The sequence below is a fragment of the Alteromonas sp. V450 genome (genome assembly GCF_001885075.1).
Taxonomy (GTDB): Bacteria; Pseudomonadota; Gammaproteobacteria; order Enterobacterales; family Alteromonadaceae; genus Alteromonas.
The window spans coordinates 969,811-990,158 of the sequence record NZ_MODU01000004.1 but is presented as its reverse complement, the minus strand read 5'-3'; the positions used below and the strand labels follow the sequence as shown (position 1 = coordinate 990,158).

Here is a 20,348-nt window from a genome sequence, read left to right as displayed (position 1 = left end):
GTTATGCTTCTGCGAAGGCTACAGCTTCGTCTACATCCACTGCAACCATGCGTGAGACGCCAGGTTCTGCCATTGTTACACCAGTAAGATGACTTGCCATTTCCATCGCTATTTTGTTGTGGGTGATATAAATAAATTGCACTGTTTGAGACATTTCTGACACCAAATTACAAAAACGACCAACATTGGCATCATCTAACGGCGCATCTACCTCGTCCAGCAAACAAAACGGCGCTGGATTTAACCTAAAAATAGCAAACACTAATGATAAAGCGGTTAGTGCTTTTTCTCCACCGCTTAAGAGGTGGATTGTACTATTTTTCTTTCCAGGGGGGCGCGCCATAATAGTAACCCCAGTTTCTAACAAGTCATCATCAGTAAGTGCAAGATAGGCAGAGCCACCTCCAAACACTTTAGGAAACAACGTTTTCAAATCTTCGTTTACTTGTTCGAATGTCGCTGAAAAACGGCTGCGCGTTTCCTTGTCTATTTTACGAATTGCAGACTGCAGTGTTTCTAGCGCTTCAGTTAAGTCATGATGCTGTGTATCTAAATGATTCTTGCGTTCTGATTGAATGTCGAATTCTTCAACAGCAGCTAAGTTTACTGCGCCTAGTCGCTGAAGGCTTGCTTGTACGCTATCCAACTCTTCCTGCCACTTTCCTTCATCTGCGTCTTGAGGTAACGCTTCTAAAAGTGTCTTAAGTGACTGCTGCGAGTCGTCTAATTGCTCTATCACTGTGTTAGCGCGAACTCTAAACCCTTCTATATCAATATTTAACTTGTCTATCGCGGTTTGCTTTTCTTGGATGATTTTTGAAAGCGCTTGATGCCCTTTTTCGGCTTCTCGTAACCATTGCTCGATGTCTTCAAGCTCGGTTTGCTTTTCACAACGCGCCTGTTCAAGCTCTACTTTTTGTTCTAGCAGAATTTGCAGCTCAGCATCTTGTCGCTCTTGTGGTGCTAATAGCTGTTTAAGCTCTTCTTCTAAACGAAGCTTATTTTCTGCGTACTCCTCACGCTGCTTTTTGTTACGCGTAACCTGTTGAAGGTGAAGAGTTTGGTGATTTTCCAATTGCTGACATTTTAACGCAAGCTCATGTTTTTTAGACACTAGTTGTTCTACGAGCGCTTTAGCTTCTTCACACAAACGCTCCTGTGACTCGCGTTCGCTGTTGATATTTTCAATAAAGGCTTGTTGTTCTTCAATTTTTGCCTCTTGAAGTTCTAACGTAGCGGATAACTGCGTGATCTGAGCCTCTTCTTCATTAAAAAGGGTTTGCTGCTTTTCAATTTCATCGTGCAGTTTTTGATAACGCTCAGCATTTTGTTCCACTCTCATCGTTAAAAGCGAAATCTGATTTTTTATCTGCAACGCGGCATTATTATTTTCAGTTAACTGCAACAAGGCTTGTTGTTGCTGCGCTTCAATATCCGCTTTGAGCCCGCCAATTTCATCAAGCTTGCACAACGCTTCTTCTTGTTGCGCTTCTAACCCTTGTAATGTTGACGATAAGTTGGCTATTTTGTTCGCGCGCTGAAGAACGCCGTCACTTGTTTCTCCGGGTTTTAATAACCATTCTGTGCTTAACCAAAGACCTGACTTGGCAATAACACTGGAAAAGCCGTTAACTGTAGATTGTTTTTCGTTCAAGGCATCCGAAACTACGCGAAATGCATCGCTTTCATTTTCACAATATAAAATGTCATTGAACATTTTAGGAAATGATATGGGCTTTTCTTCAGCACCGCTGTAGCGTTTTACAATCTCGTTAGCAAGCGATTGCGCTTTAGGTTTTTCAGTAAGCGCACCGTTAGAAAATACAGTGCAGCCTATTGGTAAGTCGCTATAGGCATCGATGAGTTCGTTCGTTGTGTGTTTAACAGCAATGACTGGCGAATGAAGATTCGTGAGTATTGCTTCAACTGCAACAGTAAGATCACTGGGAATTGAAAGCTGCTGCCACAGTTTGCTTAACCACGTTACGGTTTCATTATTCTCTAGCGCAGCGTCCTGCTGAAGTGCTTCTAACGCAAAAATTGCAGACTGAGTGGCTTGATAGTCGCCCTTTACATTGTGTAATTGACTCTCAACCGCTTTAACATCCTCAGTAATCTTTTGTAGTGAATCAGCCAGCGTATCGCACGTTGCCTGCGCATTATCAATATCTAATTGACGTTGCTCGTACTGCGCCTCCAAGATCTCAAGCTGCTCATTGAGGTCATCGTCTTTAAGCTGTTCACGTTCATCGTTAAGCTCACTTATACGCTGCGATGTACGAAGCTGCATATTCATCAAAGATTGAATTTGGCCATGGCTTTGCTGCACGCTTTGTCGAAGCTGGTTAAATAGCAACTCTTGTTCACGCGCTTTACTATTAAATTCACGTAACGATTGTTCGCCGTCGTCTAGGCGCTCTCTGGCTTGTTCGAGCTCGGCTTCTTTAATTTCAAGCTCAGGCACCACTTTATCAAGTGATCCTCGTGAAATGGCAAGCGCCGTTTCGGCCTCTTCTATTGACGCGTGGAGCAACGATACTTGTTCATTAAGGCGAGTAAGCTCGCTTTCTACCTGTACCTTTCTTTGCTTAGCATGAAGCGCATTTTGTTCTAGGCGCGTTATTTGATTGCCTGTTGTAAAAATTTGCTGTTGAAGGTCGTCAATACTCTGTTTCGCTTGAACCTGACGGGTTTTATAACTCTCTACGCCAGCCTCATCACCTTGTAATCTGGCATTTAACCCATCTACTTCAAGCTGTATTACCTGTTGCTGCTTTTGCAACGCCTCTATTCGTTGACTATTTTTCAAAAAACGAATGGCAGCGAGTTGACCTTTGAGTTCACGTGTTTTGGCACGTAACGTTTTATAACGCGTTGCAGCCGCAGCCTGACGCTGCAACTTCTCAAGCTGCTTGCCTAATTCATCTCTAACATCGTTAAGCCGTTCAAGGTTGTCTTGCGTGTGCTTTATTCTATTTTCGGTTTCACGCCTGCGTTCTTTGTATTTAGATATACCAGCGGCTTCTTCAATAAATACACGCAATTCTTGAGGTTTAGATTCAATTAACCTAGAAATCATGCCCTGTTCAATAATTGCGTAGGACCGAGGCCCAAGGCCAGTGCCTAAGAACAAGTCAGTGACATCTCTTCTGCGGCATTTAGTGCCATTCAAAAAGTAGGTAGACGTTGCGTCTCGGGTAACAAGTCGCTTAACAGACAGTTCGTTGTATTTTGCATATTCTCCACCAATACGGTTGGAAGTATTGTCAAATACAAGCTCCACACTGCATTGTCCCACGGGCTTTCGGTTAGACGAGCCATTAAAAATCACGTCTGTCATTGCATCGCCGCGCAAGTTCTTCGCAGAACTTTCGCCTAGAACCCAACGCACAGCATCAATAACATTGGATTTTCCACAGCCGTTAGGGCCAACAACGGCCGTCATTTCGCCCGGGAAAGGAATGGTGGTAGGCTCGACAAAAGACTTAAAGCCCGCTAATTTTATTTTTTTAAGCCTCATTAGCTCACCCTCGACATTGCAAAAGAATGCGCTTTAGCTAGCTTGAAATATAAATTAGAAAGGAACGATACAGTCACGGGGTAATATCTGTTGTTATTATCTCTACGACTCTATCAAAACATACAGCTTGTAACAATTACCATTTTCATAAGCTTTCTGTACATCGTATCATATTGTAATTACTGAAAATCACAACGTAAGGAGTCGCAATGAGTGCGGGGGGTGTTCACTATTTTTTTGAAGGGTTTTCTCTTATCAAAACAAAAGGTTTGAAGCGCTTTGTTTTTGTACCGCTTACAATAAACGTTTTGTTATTTTCAGCCGCATTTTACTTCTTATTCGGCCAAATTGAAGTAGGTGTAATGTATGTCGTTAATTTAGTTCCAGACTGGCTTGGTTGGGTAAAAACGGCGATAAGTTTCTTCCTTTGGCCGCTAGCCTTATTAAGTGTATTGCTTATTTTTGCCCTTATCTTTGGCACATTGGCAAATTGGATTGCGGCACCTTTTAACGGTGTACTATCTGAAAAAGTAGAGCGTCATCTGACTGGCCAAGGTTTAGGCGACGAAGGTGTTATGGCGTTAGTAAAAGACATCCCGAGAACGGTAGGACGGGAGCTCACAAAACTTATCTGGTATCTACCGCGTGCTATTGGCTTTTTGTTGCTGTTTTTCTTTCTGCCCGTTATTGGACAGTTACTGTGGTTCTTGTTCAATGCATGGATGATGGCAATTCAGTATTGTGATTATCCCTATGACAACCACAAAATTGACTTTACGCGAATGCGACTGCATTTAGGGCAGCATAAAGGCAAAGCAATGACATTCGGTATCATGGTAAATATATTTTCACTCATACCCATTATTAACTTTATTGTGATGCCTGTTGCTATTTGTGGTGCAACTTCAATGTGGGTAAAAGAGCTGAAACACACCGCTGCGCACTAATCACCGATAAACGCCTCGTACTTTGCAAGCCAAAAGGCAGCCTCTTCTCGGTTGCCTTGCTTGTGAAAGGCTTGAAACAGGTTCATTGAAATAGGCCGTTGGGCCTCCTGCTTCATTAATTGTTGTTCCCATAGCACGAGATAAAGCGGAGGAATTACACCACTGTCATGGTGCTCCATAAAGGTTATTCGGCGGCTTGGTTTGTAACTATCCTTGCCGATAATGGTACACGTTTTAGCAGGGGCAATAATGGTAGCGGGGTCAATTTCAAGCCAGTTAGCTACTGTCGAATGCGGTGAATACCAATACGCACTGTCTACAATTAAATTTGGCGGCGTAAAATCGTTTATGTCACTACTGTTACATAGTCGTGTTGCCATCGTACGACCAATAGGGTATTCGTCGACAAAACCCGAAAAGTGGGCCAATTCATGAACAAAAACAGAATATGAATCGCTAATATCTAAGTACATCACCCCGTTTTGAACGTTTGCTTTACCTTGCTCTGCCACCACTACCGCGTGACTAAACTCCCGTTTTTTCGCCAGTGCCGATAGCTGTTTAACATCACACCCTAATACGCCCGCCCCTGCAAAATTAGGCTCGCATTTCAAAGAGTTTTCTTCAAGCCAAACAGGAGGCGCTATACAAAGTGGCAACGAAGCAAGTCTAAGATCCTTATTAAAGCTTTCGTATAAATGATGCGCACGAATTATTGTTGCAAGACTGGTTGCGAAAGGCTGAATACGTTGAAGACAATACTTATCAGCGCGCTTATGTAACCAGTTATATGCACCAATGCTGTTACTACTTACCGGAGAATATAGCTCTAATGTGTGTATGGCCTGCTTGGCTTGCTCATGCCCTTGAGAAACGGCCTTTTCGAAATATGTTTTAGCCAGTTCTGTATTGCCTTCATCCCATAGTAAGCGTGCATATTTATAGGCACTTTGCATATCCAGGTCGGCCGTTGCCACTAATAAAGGTTTAGCGAGTTGCTGTTTACCGTGAAGCATATACCAATCTGCTAACGCAGCTTGTGCAGGCAAATAATCTTGTTCTGCAGCGCTAATTAACCATTTTTCTCTCTTTTTAGGCTCATTAGTCGACATGGCGAACGCGAGTTGGGCCTCTGCAACATTTCCTAAAGCGGCAAGTCGCATTAAGCTTCGCGACGCCTCTTCTTCACCCAGCATTTGGTACAGTAACCATGCTGCATCCGCATTTCCATCGTTAACTAATTTTTCTAACCAATAAATTGCTATGGCGTCTTCATAATCAGGAAACTGCAATTGGTGAGCAGATTCAAACTGTTTTACTAATGTATTTTGTGCCACCGCAGAGCCGTCTGCGCCAGCATACCAAAGCAAAGAGAAAACACTGTTTTGATTAACAGCATTAGAAGAGGAAAACTGTTGTGCTGTTGCACTATTTTTTAAAAGTTGTGGCACATAGCGACCGCTATCACCAGCTACAATGAGCAGTGCAAAAACTGCTAAAAACAAACCACGCATATGAATAAATGGTTAATTGTCGCTGCTAGCAACAGCGTTTGCTTTTTCGCGTAGTCGATTGAGTTCCATTCTTGCGTAGCGATGTTCAACGTAGTCAAACACATTTGTACTCAACGCCAGTTTGAAATAATTTGACGCGATACCCTTATTGCCTTTTTGCGCATGAAACTTGCCAAGGTAAAAGTAGGCTTCGCATAACCTGTCTGTTAGCGCTTTTTGACTTTGAATGCCATTTAAAAGCGAGTTAAGTACCTGGTTCTCGTTTGTGGTACCAAGAAACAAATCAACCAACGATGTGGCCCAATGCGCATTGTCTAGGTTTGGTCGAATTGAAGCAAGATACACGCTCCCCTGCTCTTGGCCAATTTCATGTTGCGCAAAAAAAGCCCACAACGCTCGAAAGGGGTCAGTTTCGTCTTTTTCAAAGAACGTATTTAAATCTACCGACGCTAATTCAGCACGGCCGCCGTAATAGAGCGCGATACCTCTGTTTAGAAACGCAAAATCATAGCTAGGGTCGATTTCTAACGTTGAGTCAAATGCATCGTAAGCTTGAATAAAGTCATTTTGTTGAATGTAGTGAATACCAATAGAATTATACGCTTCGGCAAGATCGGGTTTTAGCGAAATAGCCTGTGTGTAATCAAACTGTGCAAGGCCTGCTAGCCCAACGCTGTCGTACAGCATGCCCCTTTGATAGTGCAACTCGGCTCTATCTTCATCTGTTAATGCCGGGCTGGTGAGTACTTGATTGTAGCGTGCAATGGCCATTTCCGAACGAGGATTGATCGGAGCAGGTTCTGCAAGCAGTAGGTTTCCCATCTGCGGTTGTTCAGAAAATGACTGGGTCTGTGTGCAACCGGTCAAAATACCGACGATAAGGGAAAAAAAGATGAGACTAACGTTTCTGCACATGGTAAAAAAGCATTCTATAAAAAAAGAAAAAACCGCCTGCACACAATATTTACGATTGGTACGGCATTTGTGCCGCCAACCTTCTCTTATTTGATGATAAAAGTAAAGCGCAATGGACGGTTAACACAGGTAGCTATGAACAAAAATAATTTACAGAAACTTTCAGAACTTGCATTTGATGCCCAAAAAAATTCTCATTCTCCTTATTCAAACTTTAAAGTTGGTGCTTCGCTAATCACTCCTAGCGGTGAAATTTTTTCCGGCTGTAACGTTGAAAGCGCAGCGTTTCCTCTTGGTCAATGCGCCGAGGCGACAGCAATTGGAAACATGGTGACCAACGGCCACAAACACATTGCTCACATTGTTATTGCTAGCCCTAACGACGAACTGTGTTTTCCTTGCGGCGGCTGTAGACAAAAAATTGCCGAGTTTGCTAGCGATGAAACGCCAGTAACCATGGTAACTAAAACCGGAAATGTATTCGATACAACAATAGGCGATTTACTACCCCACGCTTTTAGAGCACACGACCTAGATAAATAATCGTTAACGACAGAAAGGCGCACTTTCAAATAATTGAATAGGCGCCTTCAGTGTATGCTCGCTACCGCTTACGGTTGGTCGTTATCGCTTTGATCTTGTTTTCTATTTAACTTCGCAGCAGCCATAAAGCCAATTGCGAATACGGCAAAAATAACTACCCCAACCCAAATTAATACATTAAACAAAAAATCCATGACAGGCCCTTGTGTTGCTTGTGTAGTATTACCCGTTAGTCAGTTTCTTTTCTTGAAATTACACCAATGCTTACCACCGATTCACCAACGCGAATTGGCGGAGTAGCATTTACCATCATTACCCTACCTGATGCAGACGCAATTACCTCTTCTACTTGGTTGCCAAAATAGTCAGTTATAACGCCCACTTTTTGCCCTTGCGCGATAAAATTGCCCACTTTAACCGTTGACGTAAAAAAACCATCTGCAGGGCTTTTGGTAGAAACAACAGCGTCGTACATAACGGGTTTTGCGTGCGCCCGCTCTTTACCCGGTAGCATTTTTAAAAAACGCATTATATTTTGTGCTACATCGAAAGCCTCATCGATAGACGCTTCGTCCGACATACCTAAATGGCCGATTTCTGTTGTTAGCCCTGGCTTGCCTCGTGTCATTGCTGTATTCGGATAAGAAATCGAGTTTTCAGGATCACGAGGACGATTGCCATATAATACGATGTGACGCATTCCCGTCGCTTTAGCAAGGTCAAGCGTAAGCGCATCTAGCTTTTCGTCACCAACAAATGGCGAATACACATGATTAAGTAAGCTTTGGTTGGCGCTACCAGAGTGCATATCAACTAAGTAGTCACTCTTATTGATAAATTCTTTGGTAAGGATATGGGCAATTTGCTCAGTTTCAGTGCCGCTTGCCGAGCCGGGAAACGCGCGGTTTAGGTTTTTGTGATCGCGAGGGTTCAACGCAATAAGACGGCTGTGAAAACCGTCTACATTAGCTAAATGCAGAACTACTAACACGCCGCTAAGACGGCTGGGGTCGATTTCTTTCTGTAGTTTTTGTAAAGCAAACATTGATGGATATTCATCGCCATGAACACCTGCGGTAAGCAATAATACCGGCCCTTCTTTACTTCCATTAATAACGGTTACAGGAAGTGAGATACCGTTTTGTTTTGCAACAAATGAGGCCTTCTCTCCAGTGGCTGTGGTATTACCCATCAATTCATAAGGTGCATTGGCCAAGCTACTGAAGCTTGTTAAACCGAAGATAAGTGAAGCTAAAGCACTTGTCGCCTTCGTCTTTGAAAACATATGAAACTCCTTTAAAAAAGCCGACAGTTAGCCAGATTTCTCTCTATCATGCAACGAAAGAACCTAAATTTCGCGTACTTTGTTAGATGAAAAACGGTTGTATGGCGTCTAACAACACTCCATTTATTGAATAACTTAGATAACGGCAATTATTTAGGTTAGGACTTGATGAGCACATGTAACGCTAAAAAGTGCTGCCTGCGCTAAATGTCACGGCTCATAAAATGACTATTTGGATCTAATTTGTAGTTGCTGAAAGGGCCACAATCGACAAACCCAAACTTTTTATACAATTTGCGTGCTGGCAAGAAGTAATCTTGTGTACCTGTTTCTAAACTTATCCGCAGATAACCCTGTTCTTTTGCATAATCTAGTAAAAAAACAAGGAGCTTATTGCCTACCCCCTGCCTTCTGTAAGCATGAGAGGTGCGCATAGATTTAATTTCTGCATCTGTACCGTTGAGCTTCTTAATAGCAATACATCCAGCAAGAGCATCGCCTTCCCATGCACTAAAAAATGTGATGTTAGGTAACGTAAGTGCGTTAACGTCAAGCGCATGCACCGACTCTGGTGGCGAAGTTGCACGCATATCTGAAAGGTGCTCATGAAGAAGAGCAACGACTTTTTCGTTTTCTAAGTTATCCCTTTTGATTTCCATATAAAAGCTCCTTCAATATCGACTACTTACATAAATGTGGCGCTTAATCAGCTTGGCCAATGTTCCAGACTATACACTTTTGCGGCACGTAGAAATGGTGTCATGCTTCGCGCATTGCTTCTTTGTGCCATTGAAAGCGAAATAGAGTGAGCGAAGCTCTACCAGAACTCCTTATTAAATAAGTAACAATTAAGGAATCACCAGCCAACCCAAGCCGCAAAAGCCACTAACATATAGCAAATTGCGCCAAACATATGAGCCTTGAATATAAGAGGGTTTTTATCGCGACTATAAACAGCATGCTGACCAATTGCGTACCCTGTTTTATTAACGGAAAAGGCATAATAGGCGGCAAAAGGAATAGAAACGGGGAACAACCAAGTTGACGTACCTTCTACAACGAAATTAAGCGCCAACACAAAAACAATTGCTAACACAAACAGGTGCTGAGCAAACTTAACAGGCTCAGCTTCTGGGGGAATCTCCTGCTTTGATACAAAAGGTGTTTTTTTATTCACGCCCTCTCCTTTGAAACATGCTGCAAAATCCAATTCACATAGTTCTTTTTCGCACTGTTTTCAGTATCGATTAATACAGCGAATTTTTGTTATACGCCTAGCTTCTGTTGATGCTGAAATAACCCTTTAAGGGCATTGTAGAGTCCGGCGGCCATAGTAAAGTCATGAGTTTCATGCTCAAATTCATCAAATTTTACATGTAAATCAATATTGCGATTTCTTAAAATTGTTTGCACTAACGAATCATAAACTTGGCGCATTTCGCCACCTTCATTGCCAATATCCATATAAAGATAATTTTGAATGTGTTTGGCTGTAGCCACATATTCTTTTGTTGCTTGCAATGTTTCTCGCTCTCCCCACCATACAGCAGGACTGAATGCTAAATGCCCTTGAAATAAATTTGGACGAGACTGGAAGCTATGAATTACCAAAAGGCCTGCAACTGAATGCCCTGCAATTACATTATAATTATTGGTTCGGAACTTTTTGTTTATTAGAGGAATAAGTTCACTCTCTAAAAAATCCAAAAATTTTTCTCCACCACCGCCTTCGCCTACTGGCCCTCTTGGATCGTTATTTACTGTGGGCGCAAAATCTCTCAAGCGATTACTGCTGGTGACACCTACGATAATGTGCTCATTTGAACCGTTAGATAAATGCAGCCGATGAATCATTCCATTTACCAAGTCTCCATTAGCCACCCCGTCTAGAACAAACAAAACTGGATACGTTTTTGTTATATTCGTTTTATAAGATGCTGGTAACGCCACAGTTATTTTTGGTGTCTCTTCCACTAGTGTTGACTGAGAAATGGTTATACTTACGAAATTCGACGCATTAATTCCGATTGAAAAAAACACACTAAGTAATAAAAAAATAATTCTCACAGTATTAAACTCCGTTTTTTGGGTGAAAACTTCAAAAAGGCCTATAAACCTAAAAATTGGTGATAACAGAAAGGCTAAAATTACCTAATTATATTTTTACAGGAATTTCCCACGTTCTTTTTATACTTTGCATTGATTCAACAAACTCGAAACTTGCCTCCCAATAATATTTATTGTTTGAGAAAAAAGCTTTGTTTGTTGGCTCCATGTCGCGCGGGATTGTAAAATTAAAATTTAAGATTGTTTTACCGTCTTCATGATTAATCTTTGCTATTGCACTTGACTCCCAAACTCTATCTGCTCGGCTTTCATCACCAGCTGTCTTTCTGTACTGCCATAGGGTAATTGATATTTCTTTAACTCTATTAAAGTTTGGCCTTTCAATTTCAATTGTCCCTTCAAACTGCTCACCAATTGTGCAGCATGATGGCGTAAGTGTTAACGGGGTCTTGCCCAACTTAAAAAATTTTCGTTTTTGGTAAGCACCTATTACCCATAAAAGAATAGCGAACAAAAAAAAGCCACTTGAAAATAGGTAGTTAGCAGGTGAGTTTGATTTAGTCGATAAATAAAGCAGCGTAATTGCAGGAAGAAGTAGAACTATGCCAAATACTTGAAGACTAACACCATGTTTGCTCTCTTGGCTGTACATCACTTTACTATCGATATTCAAAATTCTTATTCCTTTAAAAATTGCCAAGGTTGAATGTAATGTAGCGCTTTTAATACGGCGCAAATGCTGCGTTTTTTAGCGTAAGACCTACGTGTTGTCGCCCATCAGATTACGAAAGATAATATTCATGCGCTAACTTTCATTACTTGCGTGCGCGCTAACATTATTGAACTGCCAAAGTACATTGATGACTTTCCACTGACCATTTTCGTTTTTATAAAGATGCATATAATCTATCCAGTCGTCTGCTGTTAGTTTCACAGATGCAACACGTTTATCTATATCGTAAATTTCAATGTCAATTTTGGGTGAACTTGGAAACTTGTCACCGTTTTTATTGTATGAAGCCGCCAGACTAACCATATCGTCAAACGTACTTTCTAGTATGAATTCTTTACCTTTTGCGGATTTCCAATAGGTTCGTTTTGCTAACGATTCATCTACACCTCTTGCCATCATGTCTGGAAGCACTTTATGTTGAGACTGAATATAGTCTTTCACTGCACGCTCAATAGCCGGCTTCTCCTTATTGCCAGCAAATGTATAAAACGACAAAGAAACAAAAAATAGAACCCATCCAAGTAATTTCATATTTACGTTTTCCTATGCAAAGCTATCGAACAGCAACGTTACGGCATAATTTAGAAACACCGTTGCGCAGAAATAAATTAACCAAAAATCACGTGTTAAACCCGCTGTTTTATGCGCTTATATAAGCTGCTCATTTGAAGATATTAAGGCTTTTTGGCCACTGAACTGTTCAAATAGCTGTTCATGTGCTGTTTTGCTAAACGTATCGTTGCGGCTTTCATATTGTCTTATCCAACTTATGAGCATATCCAAATTCGCATCTTGCGCTTTCTTAGATGCGTATTTATGCGGCTCCCACGGTCTAGACTTGGCGTTTTCAACACATTGTTCTATTGGAATACTTAGGTATATAGCCTTTGTAGCTTTTTCCAAAGCACATTCCAGCAAATCTGAGTAACAGCCTTCTATCACCCAGTTTTTATTGGAAGCCATGAAATGTTCAATAGATTTAGATGATGCTAAAACTGAGCGGCGGACGGGCGGTGTTACAGGCTCCCAAGCTAATGTATCGAGATCAAGGTGTGCAAGCGCATGTTGACGAGACAATTTAGCTGCCAATGTAGATTTACCAGAGCCTGAGTTGCCAAAAATAACAATTCTTGTCATGAATTTCCTTGAAGTACATAACTTCTAAATAAAAGGCACTAACGTATATGGTTTTCTATACTTTGACATGCTTGTTCTTTGTATTATTAGTTACCTTAACCCAAAAAAAGCAAACAAATAAAGAAAAAACGCGACGTTGTTTTGTACACTGAAGTGGCTGTCTTGTTTAGTGTGATATTGTTTAGAAAATCTTATGGAATGTTAATCTCAGCGCTCATGAAGTCTACGGCGTTCCCTACCAGAAATACTCGCCCGTCTTTGACGTTACACTCCACCCTACCGGACCGTTTCGACAACTGTCGAGCATTTAGCTTATTGCGACCAAGGCGGCTAGCCCAGTATGGTGCAAGCTCACAATGCGCAGAACCTGTAACCGGGTCTTCATTCACTCGTAGCTTAGGAAAGAAACAGCGGCTAACAAAGTCAACCTCCTGCCCTGGCGCAGTAACCACAACACCCCGCAACGCAAGTTCTTTAAGTTTTTCAAAATCCGGCTTCAGCGATAGAATTTCTTCTTCAGAGTTAAACACAGCTATATAATCAAACCCAGCAAGTACGTCTTTAGGCACTTTGCCAAGCCCTTCAATTAGCGCTGACGGCGTGTCAGTGGCAGCAAGTGGTGTAGCCGGAAAATCCATACAATAACCGTTCTCATTGCGCATTACCGTAAGTTGCCCACTACGAGTATGAAACACGACATCTTGTTTGGTATAAGACAAATGGGTAAAGAGTACGTGAGCTGCTGCAAGTGTAGCGTGTCCACACAGATCAACTTCCTCAGCTGGCGTAAACCATCTCAACGCAAAGGTATCCCCCGACGGAACGAAAAATGCAGTTTCAGAAAGGTTATTTTCTTCTGCAATAGCTTGCAACAAACCATCGTCAAGCCAGGTATCTAATGGACATACCGCAGCCGGATTACCCTCAAAAACATGATTGGCGAAAGCATCAATTTGAAACATCTTTAGCTTCATTTATTTTACCTTTTGGTATGCTAGTAATCTCACGCTACGTAATTAGAGCGTAAGTTGTGAAAATTACTGGGCGCCCATACAGCGCGTAAATCTCGAAACAACTTATCCGCTCTAGTTTCCGGCAACGCCCTCTTGAAGAATGGTGAATAGTGTTTGACCTGCAAAAGCACATTTGTCTAGTTGCTTGTATTCCCGCCGTTCTTGCACCTTCAACGTCATTGTGCATCAAGGACTGCATGTGATGAAAATGCCCTATTTATTTTTTATTCTTCCTTGTAACAATTTGGTACGTCACATTCACTGGCTCGCCTGCTGCAATGTTTTTTTCTAAGCCTAACAAGGCTATTAGCCCGTTAGCGATTGTGTGGCGCCAACCTAAATGAGAATGCCCACCGTTATACTGATAATATTCGACGTGGTAGCCTTTCAATTTCAGCACATCTCTAAGCTGCCGATTGGTACCAACAGCAGCTAAACCGAGATCATACAATCCCACATCGATGTAAAACTGAATATTTTTGTAAGGTGATTGCTTGTAATACTCAATAATTTTTCCCTCGAATTCAGGGTAAATAGGCCAATTAGTATTCTCATCCAACGTATAATATAAAGAACCCGATTGCGAAAGCACTGAGCCAATAACGTTTGAGTGGCGATATGCAGTATACATTGCAGCAAAACCAGCTCTGCTTGGGCCCGATACTACAACTCTCTTAGGGTCTGTGTTGATATTGTAGTTTTCTTTAACCCAAGGCAATACTTCTAAAGCTACAAAGTCTGTCATTTTCTCACTGATTAAATCTTCTGTACGATTTCCTTGATTTGAGATGAAAACAACAATGGTTGGCCCTATTTTTTGCTTATAAATTAAGTTATCTATTATCGTTGGTAGTGGTGTCCACCCTTGCCAAATCGGGGCTTGCTTAGGGTTAGCTGAATAATTCTGGCCGTCAAATTGGATAACAAGGTTGTACGCAATCGCTTGATTATAATCAGCAGGCACATAGACCTTAACCTCCCTGTTTTCGCCCATGTATTTACTGTTTAAAATAGAATCATGAAAGGTACCCGTAGGGACGTTTGCCGCAGGTAGGGTGTGTTCAGATAACGGCGCATGAGGTCCAATAACTGCACCATCGTAGATATGCTTCATAGAAGTTCGCTCAAGGTTAATTGAGCCTTCAACGCTCGTTCGTGTAAATTCATTCACACCATAAGCGAACCATGCGTCACTGGGAATTATTTGAACACAGAAATAAATGTTACTATTTTCTATTTGCCTGAACCGTAATCCATAAAAATCAGGCCCTCCAGACTGCATTATGTAATCGGTTTCGCCACTACCTTTGGCAAAATAGGTAACGGTTACAGTGTTCGCGTCTTCGTTGTTCCGTTCAACAATGTGTTTTTCGCTAAGCGAGTTGTAAAACTCGAGTGCAGCTCGATCGTTTTTCTGTTGATCTAACCAAATTTTATAAAGTGTGTTTGTGGGATATTCTGCTCTGGCAATTTTTTCATTAGCCGGCGTTACTGCATTAGCATTTGTCAATTGAGTGAAAAGTAATAGCGATATAAAAATTACAAAATTATTCATTAACAATCCATGCTGTTTATAGTTATGCAGAAAACTAATTTTCCAATAACGGGCCTTGTATATTTAGGGCGCCAATGGCAAAGCCGCCCAGCTTTAATGCGTCTGAACAACCAAGAAGTAAAATTGAATGCCTTATTATAAGCTGGTATTACGTTTTTCTTGCCTATATAGAAATGCAACTATAGCTATTAAAGGAATATATTGTGTAAGCGACAAGAATAGTAGCTCGAACGCATCTTCTCGTGAAAAGTGACTACTCAGCCCCAACAAAATCAAAAGCAAAGGCGGAGCAGCGAGTAATAGCGGCTGCGCAGTGCCTACAGTTTGCCGTAACGCAAACGCAAGCACATAGAACATCAAAGCTACGGGAATACCTATTGTTACAAATCCAGATATCGCGAATGCAAGTGTTGTCGAATAATCTAAAACCTGAGCGTAGGGCTCGAACGATATGGTGAAAGCTGCGCTCCAACCAATGATCCATACAATGAAATAGCACAGGAAGAATCCAGCAACGAGTGATAACACTTGACTGACAATTCGGTAAGGCATTTTTTTGACCTGCATCTACATATCTCCTTATCGGCACACTACAGTTTGGCCCCCAAACCGGCACGTTAATAAACGCCATATTGGGATACTTCGTCCTTGTATTTTCCCTACCCTAACCTATAACCAGTAAAAGAATAAAGCACTGATATTATTTTTTGGCCCACCAAACAATATTTTCACTAAGAGATTTTCACAACGAGGCGAACGCTAGGCTAACGAACCGTGAAGTAGCAGTATAATAGCGAAGCGCGGCAGCGTTATTGCCTAACTGACCGAAGGGATCGCGTAAAGTGCCCTGTATGGTGTGTTCATGAAAAATCCAATTATCTTCGCTGCCTTTTAGCCACTCCATGAAAATGCGTTGGGCCACCGGGCATAGTTGGATCCATTTGAAAGTCTAGGTCGATGATTTCCCAACCCTCTGCCCCCAAACTGTTTAAATATTCCTCTGCACTTTCGATAGTGACACCTTTTAGGAAGCCACTTTTTTTCGCTTTTGCAGAGTCAATAATTTTATATTCCCACATAAATAACCCTTTTTTCTGTGTAGCGCATACCACCGTCATTATCGGCGCGAAGAACAAGCGCAGTGCGACGAAAGCGCGAAACTTATGGCCTTGTTAAATGCTCTCCAATTCATTTTGAGGTCATAGAAGGATCGCAGTAAATGAAAAGGGGCAAACCGGCAAGTACTCCAATAAGAATGCTTGATAGCATAAAAGCTATCAAATATTCATTCATAACTGCACTTCTGACAAACTCAAATTGAAGACTAAAAAAAGTAACAACATTGCAAAGGTGACTGTCTTATTTAACCGTAGCTACAAGCATTCGTAACTCTAAGATTTGCTCTTTTTCCAATCGTCTGTAAGTTTGCCTGCGAAGCCCCAGTCCTCTTCTTCAATTTCCTGAATTACAACGTGCGTATATTCCGGCTTTTTACCTAAAACTCGTTCTAATGAGCCGGTGATATCTTTCACTATTTCAGCCTTCTGCTCGCGACTTGCACCTTTAGTAATTTGTACGTTCACGTAAGGCATAATGCCCCCAGTTTTTGATGATAGGTATTAAAGTGATGGTACATATTACTGAGCTTCATTTCGCCTTTTGGTTGAAAACAAACCGAACCAAAATGCACCCTCTAGAACAAGCCCCAGAATGATGAACAAAAACACACCTGACTGAATACCCATACTGTAAGATGCGATAGCTGCGACTAGAAGAACCAGAGCGATAAGAACTCGATAAACACCATTCATTTAAACTCTCCTTTTAAATGCCTAACATAAATATGCCTGTCTTATTTCATTTAGTTTAGTCAACTCTTAAGCTAAAAGGTTAAACCAATTTGTAACATAATGTCTTTAGCGATTACTCGGTTAACTTTGCAGATTAATAGAAAGGAATAAACAAGACAGGCATAACTAGAAAAATCTCAAACTGCCCCCTCGCACTGTCTCATTAAAGGGAAATTAGACAATATTACAGGGCTTTTTTGTGCGAATACTCGTCGTTTCCGATATCTCCGGTACCACCACCATCGGAGTTGCCGTAGTCTGACGACATTACATAAACATTCCTGTCTGCTTTAGTTCTTATAACGTTAGACTCCCCTCAAGGTGTAGCCATTGGTACGTTAATTGAGGAAATGCCGGAAAACGTTAATAAACATGGCTGAGCACTTTGTTTTGGCATTAGGAAGTAATCTAAGAAAAACTCAGCTGACTTACCAGCCCAATTTATTGAAATGGTTCTTACTAATCCATCATGTAGTGGTAGGTCTTTAAATTCCATTAAAACCTCTTGGCTTATAACGCCTAAAGCAGCGGCGCATTTATGCATCCGCTGCCTTTAATTGTTAGATTCAAATTCTTGTTCAAGCCCTATGCGAAACCGTATGGGCGCCTCTTCTCTTCGTTGAACTTCGGGTATTTCGAGTATGCTGCCCGATTCCGGCTTTTCTTGTTTGCTTAGTGCAGAAAGCACTATATCCTCTGTCAGTTCCAAGATATTATTTACGAAGACATGTAGATCGCCCCTAATTGGGGTTGGCTGTTCATCATTTAGATACCAGAGGGGCTCATGGATCAATGGGGGGGTGCTAGTGGTGTCCACTTCAAAGTTCTTAATATGAAGATGACCTGAATGCCCTCCCGGGTGTTCAGCTGCATTTCTCATTTTCACTACTTTATGAATCCATAAATCATGATCCTTTTTAAGAAACTTTACTATTGGATCATTTTCCCCGAATTCTTTCTTTGCCCAACAAATAGCATTATCAAATCGGGCTTCTGTAAATGTAGATCCGAAAAACTTATTGTATATTTTCAGAGCATCTCTGAGGCATGATTTAGCATTGTATAAATATGATGCTAGCCGCACTTCTAGATTGAGGATATGTGGAAATTCAATAACCCGCCCGGCTGACTGAGTCTTTAGCCCGCTTTCCTGAAGCGCTGTAATTGCTGTTTCAATTTCACTTACGATCTCAGTTGCGATTTTGTCGCAAGAGATCAGTCTCTTTTGGATGTCATCATGAAGTATTCCACAGATTGCTTTTTTGAATTCATCATCGAGCTGATAAAAGTCAAGAATACTCGAAAATTGTAGCGACAATCTTGCAACTATGGGATTGGCCGATCCTACATCTGCCAGTTGTTTCAGCACGAAGCTCATACTTATCCTTGAATCTAACGCCCAACTAAGGGTCGATAACACATGGGCTAAAATTAGGAACGAAGAGACGCAGCCCATGTTTTAGCGTCCCAGCGAGCAGCGCGAGCGCCTTTAGCTTTTTGTTAGGTGCCGAGACTTGCAGCCAAGAAATCCGCGACTAATTTGCCATAAAAGAAAAAGCCTAGGCTGGCGGTGATATAGAGAATCTTGTTTTTGGCAATGATTACTTTGATTATCGCTGTTAGTCGTTTTACGCCTGAAAGTTTTTTTGCCTCCTCATCCCAGTATGGATCACCTGCATACATCGAATTATCAAGAGGGATGAATAGATAGAGACATACGTACACCAAACTTAAAGTGGATAAGAGTAAGAACAATCCAAAAACAAGCAGGCCAACTAAGACTGAACCTGCTTTGATAGTTGATAATGATAGTGAGAATATCGCGCCACATAGAGTGACCCAGCCAAATGCTTTCATTAAGTCTTCAATGAAATCTTTTTTGACTACGTGATCGAGAATAAAATCAGTTTTTTTCATGAAATATCCTTATAAGTTGATAAAGCACCAAGCGCTAAGCTAACGGGCACGAACGTGGCGCTAAAATGCAGAAGGCGCGCCGCGTTTGTGTCCCAGTGACCGAAGGGAACGAGTTAAGCGCCTTGATAATCATTGAGCCTCCTCCCTATCAGCATAAACTGAGTTTATCCCAATAGGCGTCCAAACCAAGGGAGAAAACTCAATGAACTTTTATACTAATATACATCCGTACTATGGTGGAATCGATCTTCACACAAGACTGCTTTATGTCTGCATTATTGATAATGAAAACAATATTCTCGTTCACGAAAAAATCGATGATTCACCTGATAAACTGTTAGCGCTTTTAAAGCCATAGCTGGGCAATATTATTGTTGGTGTTGAATGCATGCACTGTTGGTATTGGCTGAGCCGGTCACCGGTTTCGGATTTTTTGTGAAGAGCACAATATTGATTTTATTCTTGGCCATGCGCTTTACATGAAAGCCATTCATGCCGGTAAAACCAAAAATGATAAGATTGATACACTCAATATTGCCAAGCTCATGCGTGGTGGCAATTTCCCGTTAGCACATGCCTACTCAAAAGAGCATCGCTCAATACGTGATGCGCTTCGTCGTAGAACCCACATAATGCGAATGAGTGCTCAACTGAAAGCGCACGTGTCCAGTACGATTAGTCAATACAATCTACCTGCGCTAGAGTCTCGTTTAAATCTGCAAAACTCACCTGACCGAGAAAAAATGCATCACTTTTTTCCCGATGAAGCTGTGCAAAAGAGCATAAATTTAAACCTCAATATTATCGAAACCATGGTGAGTGAACTTTACAAAATTGAAAACTACGTAAAGATTCAGGCACAAACACACCGTGCAACAGATTTACATATCCTTAAATCGTTTCCAGGTATCGGAAAAATTTTAGCCCTGACCATTTTGTATGAAGTTGGCGATATTAAGCGGTTTCCATCAGTTCAGAAGTTTGCCTCGTATTCACGGTTAGTGAAATGTAAAGCTGAATCGGCCGGTAAAACACATGGTACGCAGGATAATAAGATTGGCAACGCACACTTGAAGTGGGCATTCAGCGAAGCAGCGGTGTTGTACCTTAAAGGTAATGACAACGCCAAGCGATATCTAGCGAAGCTTCAAAAGAGAATGAGCAAGGCGAAGGTTTTATCTGCGATCGCTCATAAAATCGGTTAACGTACTTATTTCATGTTGAAGAATCAGCAGGTATTCGATGAAAAACGCTTTTTAAACGGTTAAGTCGCACTGTGGCATGAGCTGCAACGTCTAACTGGTTAAACGACGAGTATCGACTTATCGCACAGTACCCTGCATCAATCAGCA

The 20,348-nt window shown here is 41.5% G+C and carries 22 protein-coding genes and 1 pseudogene; 3 read left to right on the top strand and 20 right to left on the bottom strand.

Annotation, left to right across the window (positions count from 1 at the left end; all coding sequences use genetic code 11):
• Position 1: 1 nt before the first annotated feature.
• Positions 2-3,520 carry a chromosome segregation protein SMC gene (gene smc / locus BK026_RS04345; RefSeq protein WP_071814705.1) on the bottom strand — a complete coding sequence of 1,173 codons (3,519 nt, stop codon included), beginning with the start codon at positions 3,518-3,520 and terminating at the stop codon, positions 2-4.
• 209 nt (positions 3,521-3,729) lie between these two features.
• Between smc and cysZ the strand changes: the two genes are divergently transcribed.
• Positions 3,730-4,467 carry a sulfate transporter CysZ gene (gene cysZ / locus BK026_RS04340; protein ID WP_071814704.1) on the top strand — a complete coding sequence of 246 codons (738 nt, stop codon included), beginning with the start codon at positions 3,730-3,732 and terminating at the stop codon, positions 4,465-4,467.
• On the opposite strand, the gene BK026_RS04335 is transcribed toward cysZ, so the two are convergent.
• Positions 4,464-5,981: a tetratricopeptide repeat protein gene (locus BK026_RS04335; RefSeq protein ID WP_071814703.1), complete on the bottom strand. Its 1,518-nt coding sequence runs from the start codon at positions 5,979-5,981 to the stop codon at positions 4,464-4,466. The two genes, cysZ and BK026_RS04335, sit on opposite strands and share 4 nt — an antisense overlap.
• Before the next feature lie 12 nt (positions 5,982-5,993).
• A complete protein-coding gene (nlpI, locus tag BK026_RS04330) occupies positions 5,994-6,896 on the bottom strand; it encodes a lipoprotein NlpI (RefSeq protein ID WP_071814702.1) in 903 nt (300 codons plus the stop codon).
• A 93-nt stretch (positions 6,897-6,989) separates the two neighbouring features.
• Between nlpI and cdd the strand changes: the two genes are divergently transcribed.
• Positions 6,990-7,439, top strand: a complete 450-nt coding sequence (gene cdd, locus BK026_RS04325; RefSeq protein WP_071817488.1) for a cytidine deaminase — start codon at positions 6,990-6,992, stop codon at positions 7,437-7,439.
• Positions 7,440-7,507: 68 nt separating this feature from the next.
• Here the strand turns inward: cdd and BK026_RS19765 are convergent, their stop codons facing one another.
• The 17 genes from BK026_RS19765 to BK026_RS04250 form a co-directional block, all read right to left on the bottom strand.
• Positions 7,508-7,633, bottom strand: coding sequence for a hypothetical protein (locus BK026_RS19765; RefSeq protein ID WP_256253673.1), 126 nt, complete (start codon positions 7,631-7,633; stop codon positions 7,508-7,510).
• 35 nt (positions 7,634-7,668) lie between these two features.
• Positions 7,669-8,724, bottom strand: a complete 1,056-nt coding sequence (locus BK026_RS04320; RefSeq protein WP_256253672.1) for a succinylglutamate desuccinylase/aspartoacylase family protein — start codon at positions 8,722-8,724, stop codon at positions 7,669-7,671.
• 203 nt (positions 8,725-8,927) lie between these two features.
• Positions 8,928-9,383 (bottom strand): GNAT family N-acetyltransferase, encoded by a 456-nt coding sequence (locus tag BK026_RS04315; RefSeq protein ID WP_071814701.1) that lies wholly within the window; start codon positions 9,381-9,383, stop codon positions 8,928-8,930.
• 197 nt (positions 9,384-9,580) lie between these two features.
• Positions 9,581-9,901, bottom strand: coding sequence for a hypothetical protein (locus BK026_RS04310; protein ID WP_143142083.1), 321 nt, complete (start codon positions 9,899-9,901; stop codon positions 9,581-9,583).
• A gap of 89 nt (positions 9,902-9,990) precedes the next feature.
• Entirely contained in the window at positions 9,991-10,791 is an 801-nt protein-coding gene (locus tag BK026_RS04305; RefSeq protein WP_256253671.1) for an alpha/beta hydrolase, read from the bottom strand.
• 88 nt (positions 10,792-10,879) lie between these two features.
• Positions 10,880-11,464 carry a hypothetical protein gene (locus BK026_RS04300; RefSeq protein WP_143142082.1) on the bottom strand — a complete coding sequence of 195 codons (585 nt, stop codon included), beginning with the start codon at positions 11,462-11,464 and terminating at the stop codon, positions 10,880-10,882.
• 132 nt (positions 11,465-11,596) lie between these two features.
• Complete coding sequence (locus tag BK026_RS04295) at positions 11,597-12,055, bottom strand: nuclear transport factor 2 family protein (protein WP_071814698.1); 459 nt, start codon at positions 12,053-12,055, stop codon at positions 11,597-11,599.
• Positions 12,056-12,172: 117 nt separating this feature from the next.
• Complete coding sequence (locus BK026_RS04290; protein ID WP_071814697.1) at positions 12,173-12,661, bottom strand: AAA family ATPase; 489 nt, start codon at positions 12,659-12,661, stop codon at positions 12,173-12,175.
• Between the two features lie 191 nt (positions 12,662-12,852).
• Entirely contained in the window at positions 12,853-13,635 is a 783-nt protein-coding gene (locus tag BK026_RS04285) for a PhzF family phenazine biosynthesis protein (RefSeq protein ID WP_071814696.1), read from the bottom strand.
• 256 nt (positions 13,636-13,891) lie between these two features.
• On the bottom strand, positions 13,892-15,229 hold the full coding sequence (locus tag BK026_RS04280; protein WP_071814695.1) for an esterase family protein: 1,338 nt from the start codon (positions 15,227-15,229) through the stop codon (positions 13,892-13,894).
• 135 nt (positions 15,230-15,364) lie between these two features.
• The gene (locus tag BK026_RS04275) at positions 15,365-15,796 is read right to left on the bottom strand and encodes a hypothetical protein (protein ID WP_071814694.1); all 432 of its coding nucleotides are present in this window, start codon (positions 15,794-15,796) and stop codon (positions 15,365-15,367) included.
• A gap of 308 nt (positions 15,797-16,104) precedes the next feature.
• Complete coding sequence (locus BK026_RS04270) at positions 16,105-16,308, bottom strand: DUF4177 domain-containing protein (RefSeq protein WP_071814693.1); 204 nt, start codon at positions 16,306-16,308, stop codon at positions 16,105-16,107.
• Between the two features lie 312 nt (positions 16,309-16,620).
• Positions 16,621-16,821, bottom strand: coding sequence for a 4-oxalocrotonate tautomerase family protein (locus BK026_RS04265; RefSeq protein ID WP_071814692.1), 201 nt, complete (start codon positions 16,819-16,821; stop codon positions 16,621-16,623).
• A gap of 45 nt (positions 16,822-16,866) precedes the next feature.
• Complete coding sequence (locus tag BK026_RS19620; RefSeq protein ID WP_177247876.1) at positions 16,867-17,040, bottom strand: hypothetical protein; 174 nt, start codon at positions 17,038-17,040, stop codon at positions 16,867-16,869.
• 355 nt (positions 17,041-17,395) lie between these two features.
• A complete protein-coding gene (locus BK026_RS04260; protein WP_143142081.1) occupies positions 17,396-17,575 on the bottom strand; it encodes a hypothetical protein in 180 nt (59 codons plus the stop codon).
• 57 nt (positions 17,576-17,632) lie between these two features.
• Positions 17,633-18,457: a hypothetical protein gene (locus BK026_RS04255; RefSeq protein ID WP_071814690.1), complete on the bottom strand. Its 825-nt coding sequence runs from the start codon at positions 18,455-18,457 to the stop codon at positions 17,633-17,635.
• Positions 18,458-18,579: 122 nt separating this feature from the next.
• Positions 18,580-18,996: a hypothetical protein gene (locus tag BK026_RS04250; protein ID WP_071814689.1), complete on the bottom strand. Its 417-nt coding sequence runs from the start codon at positions 18,994-18,996 to the stop codon at positions 18,580-18,582.
• Between the two features lie 202 nt (positions 18,997-19,198).
• Here BK026_RS04250 and BK026_RS04245 point away from each other — a divergent pair.
• Positions 19,199-20,264: pseudogene (locus tag BK026_RS04245) on the top strand (IS110 family transposase).
• Positions 20,265-20,348 lie beyond the last annotated feature (84 nt).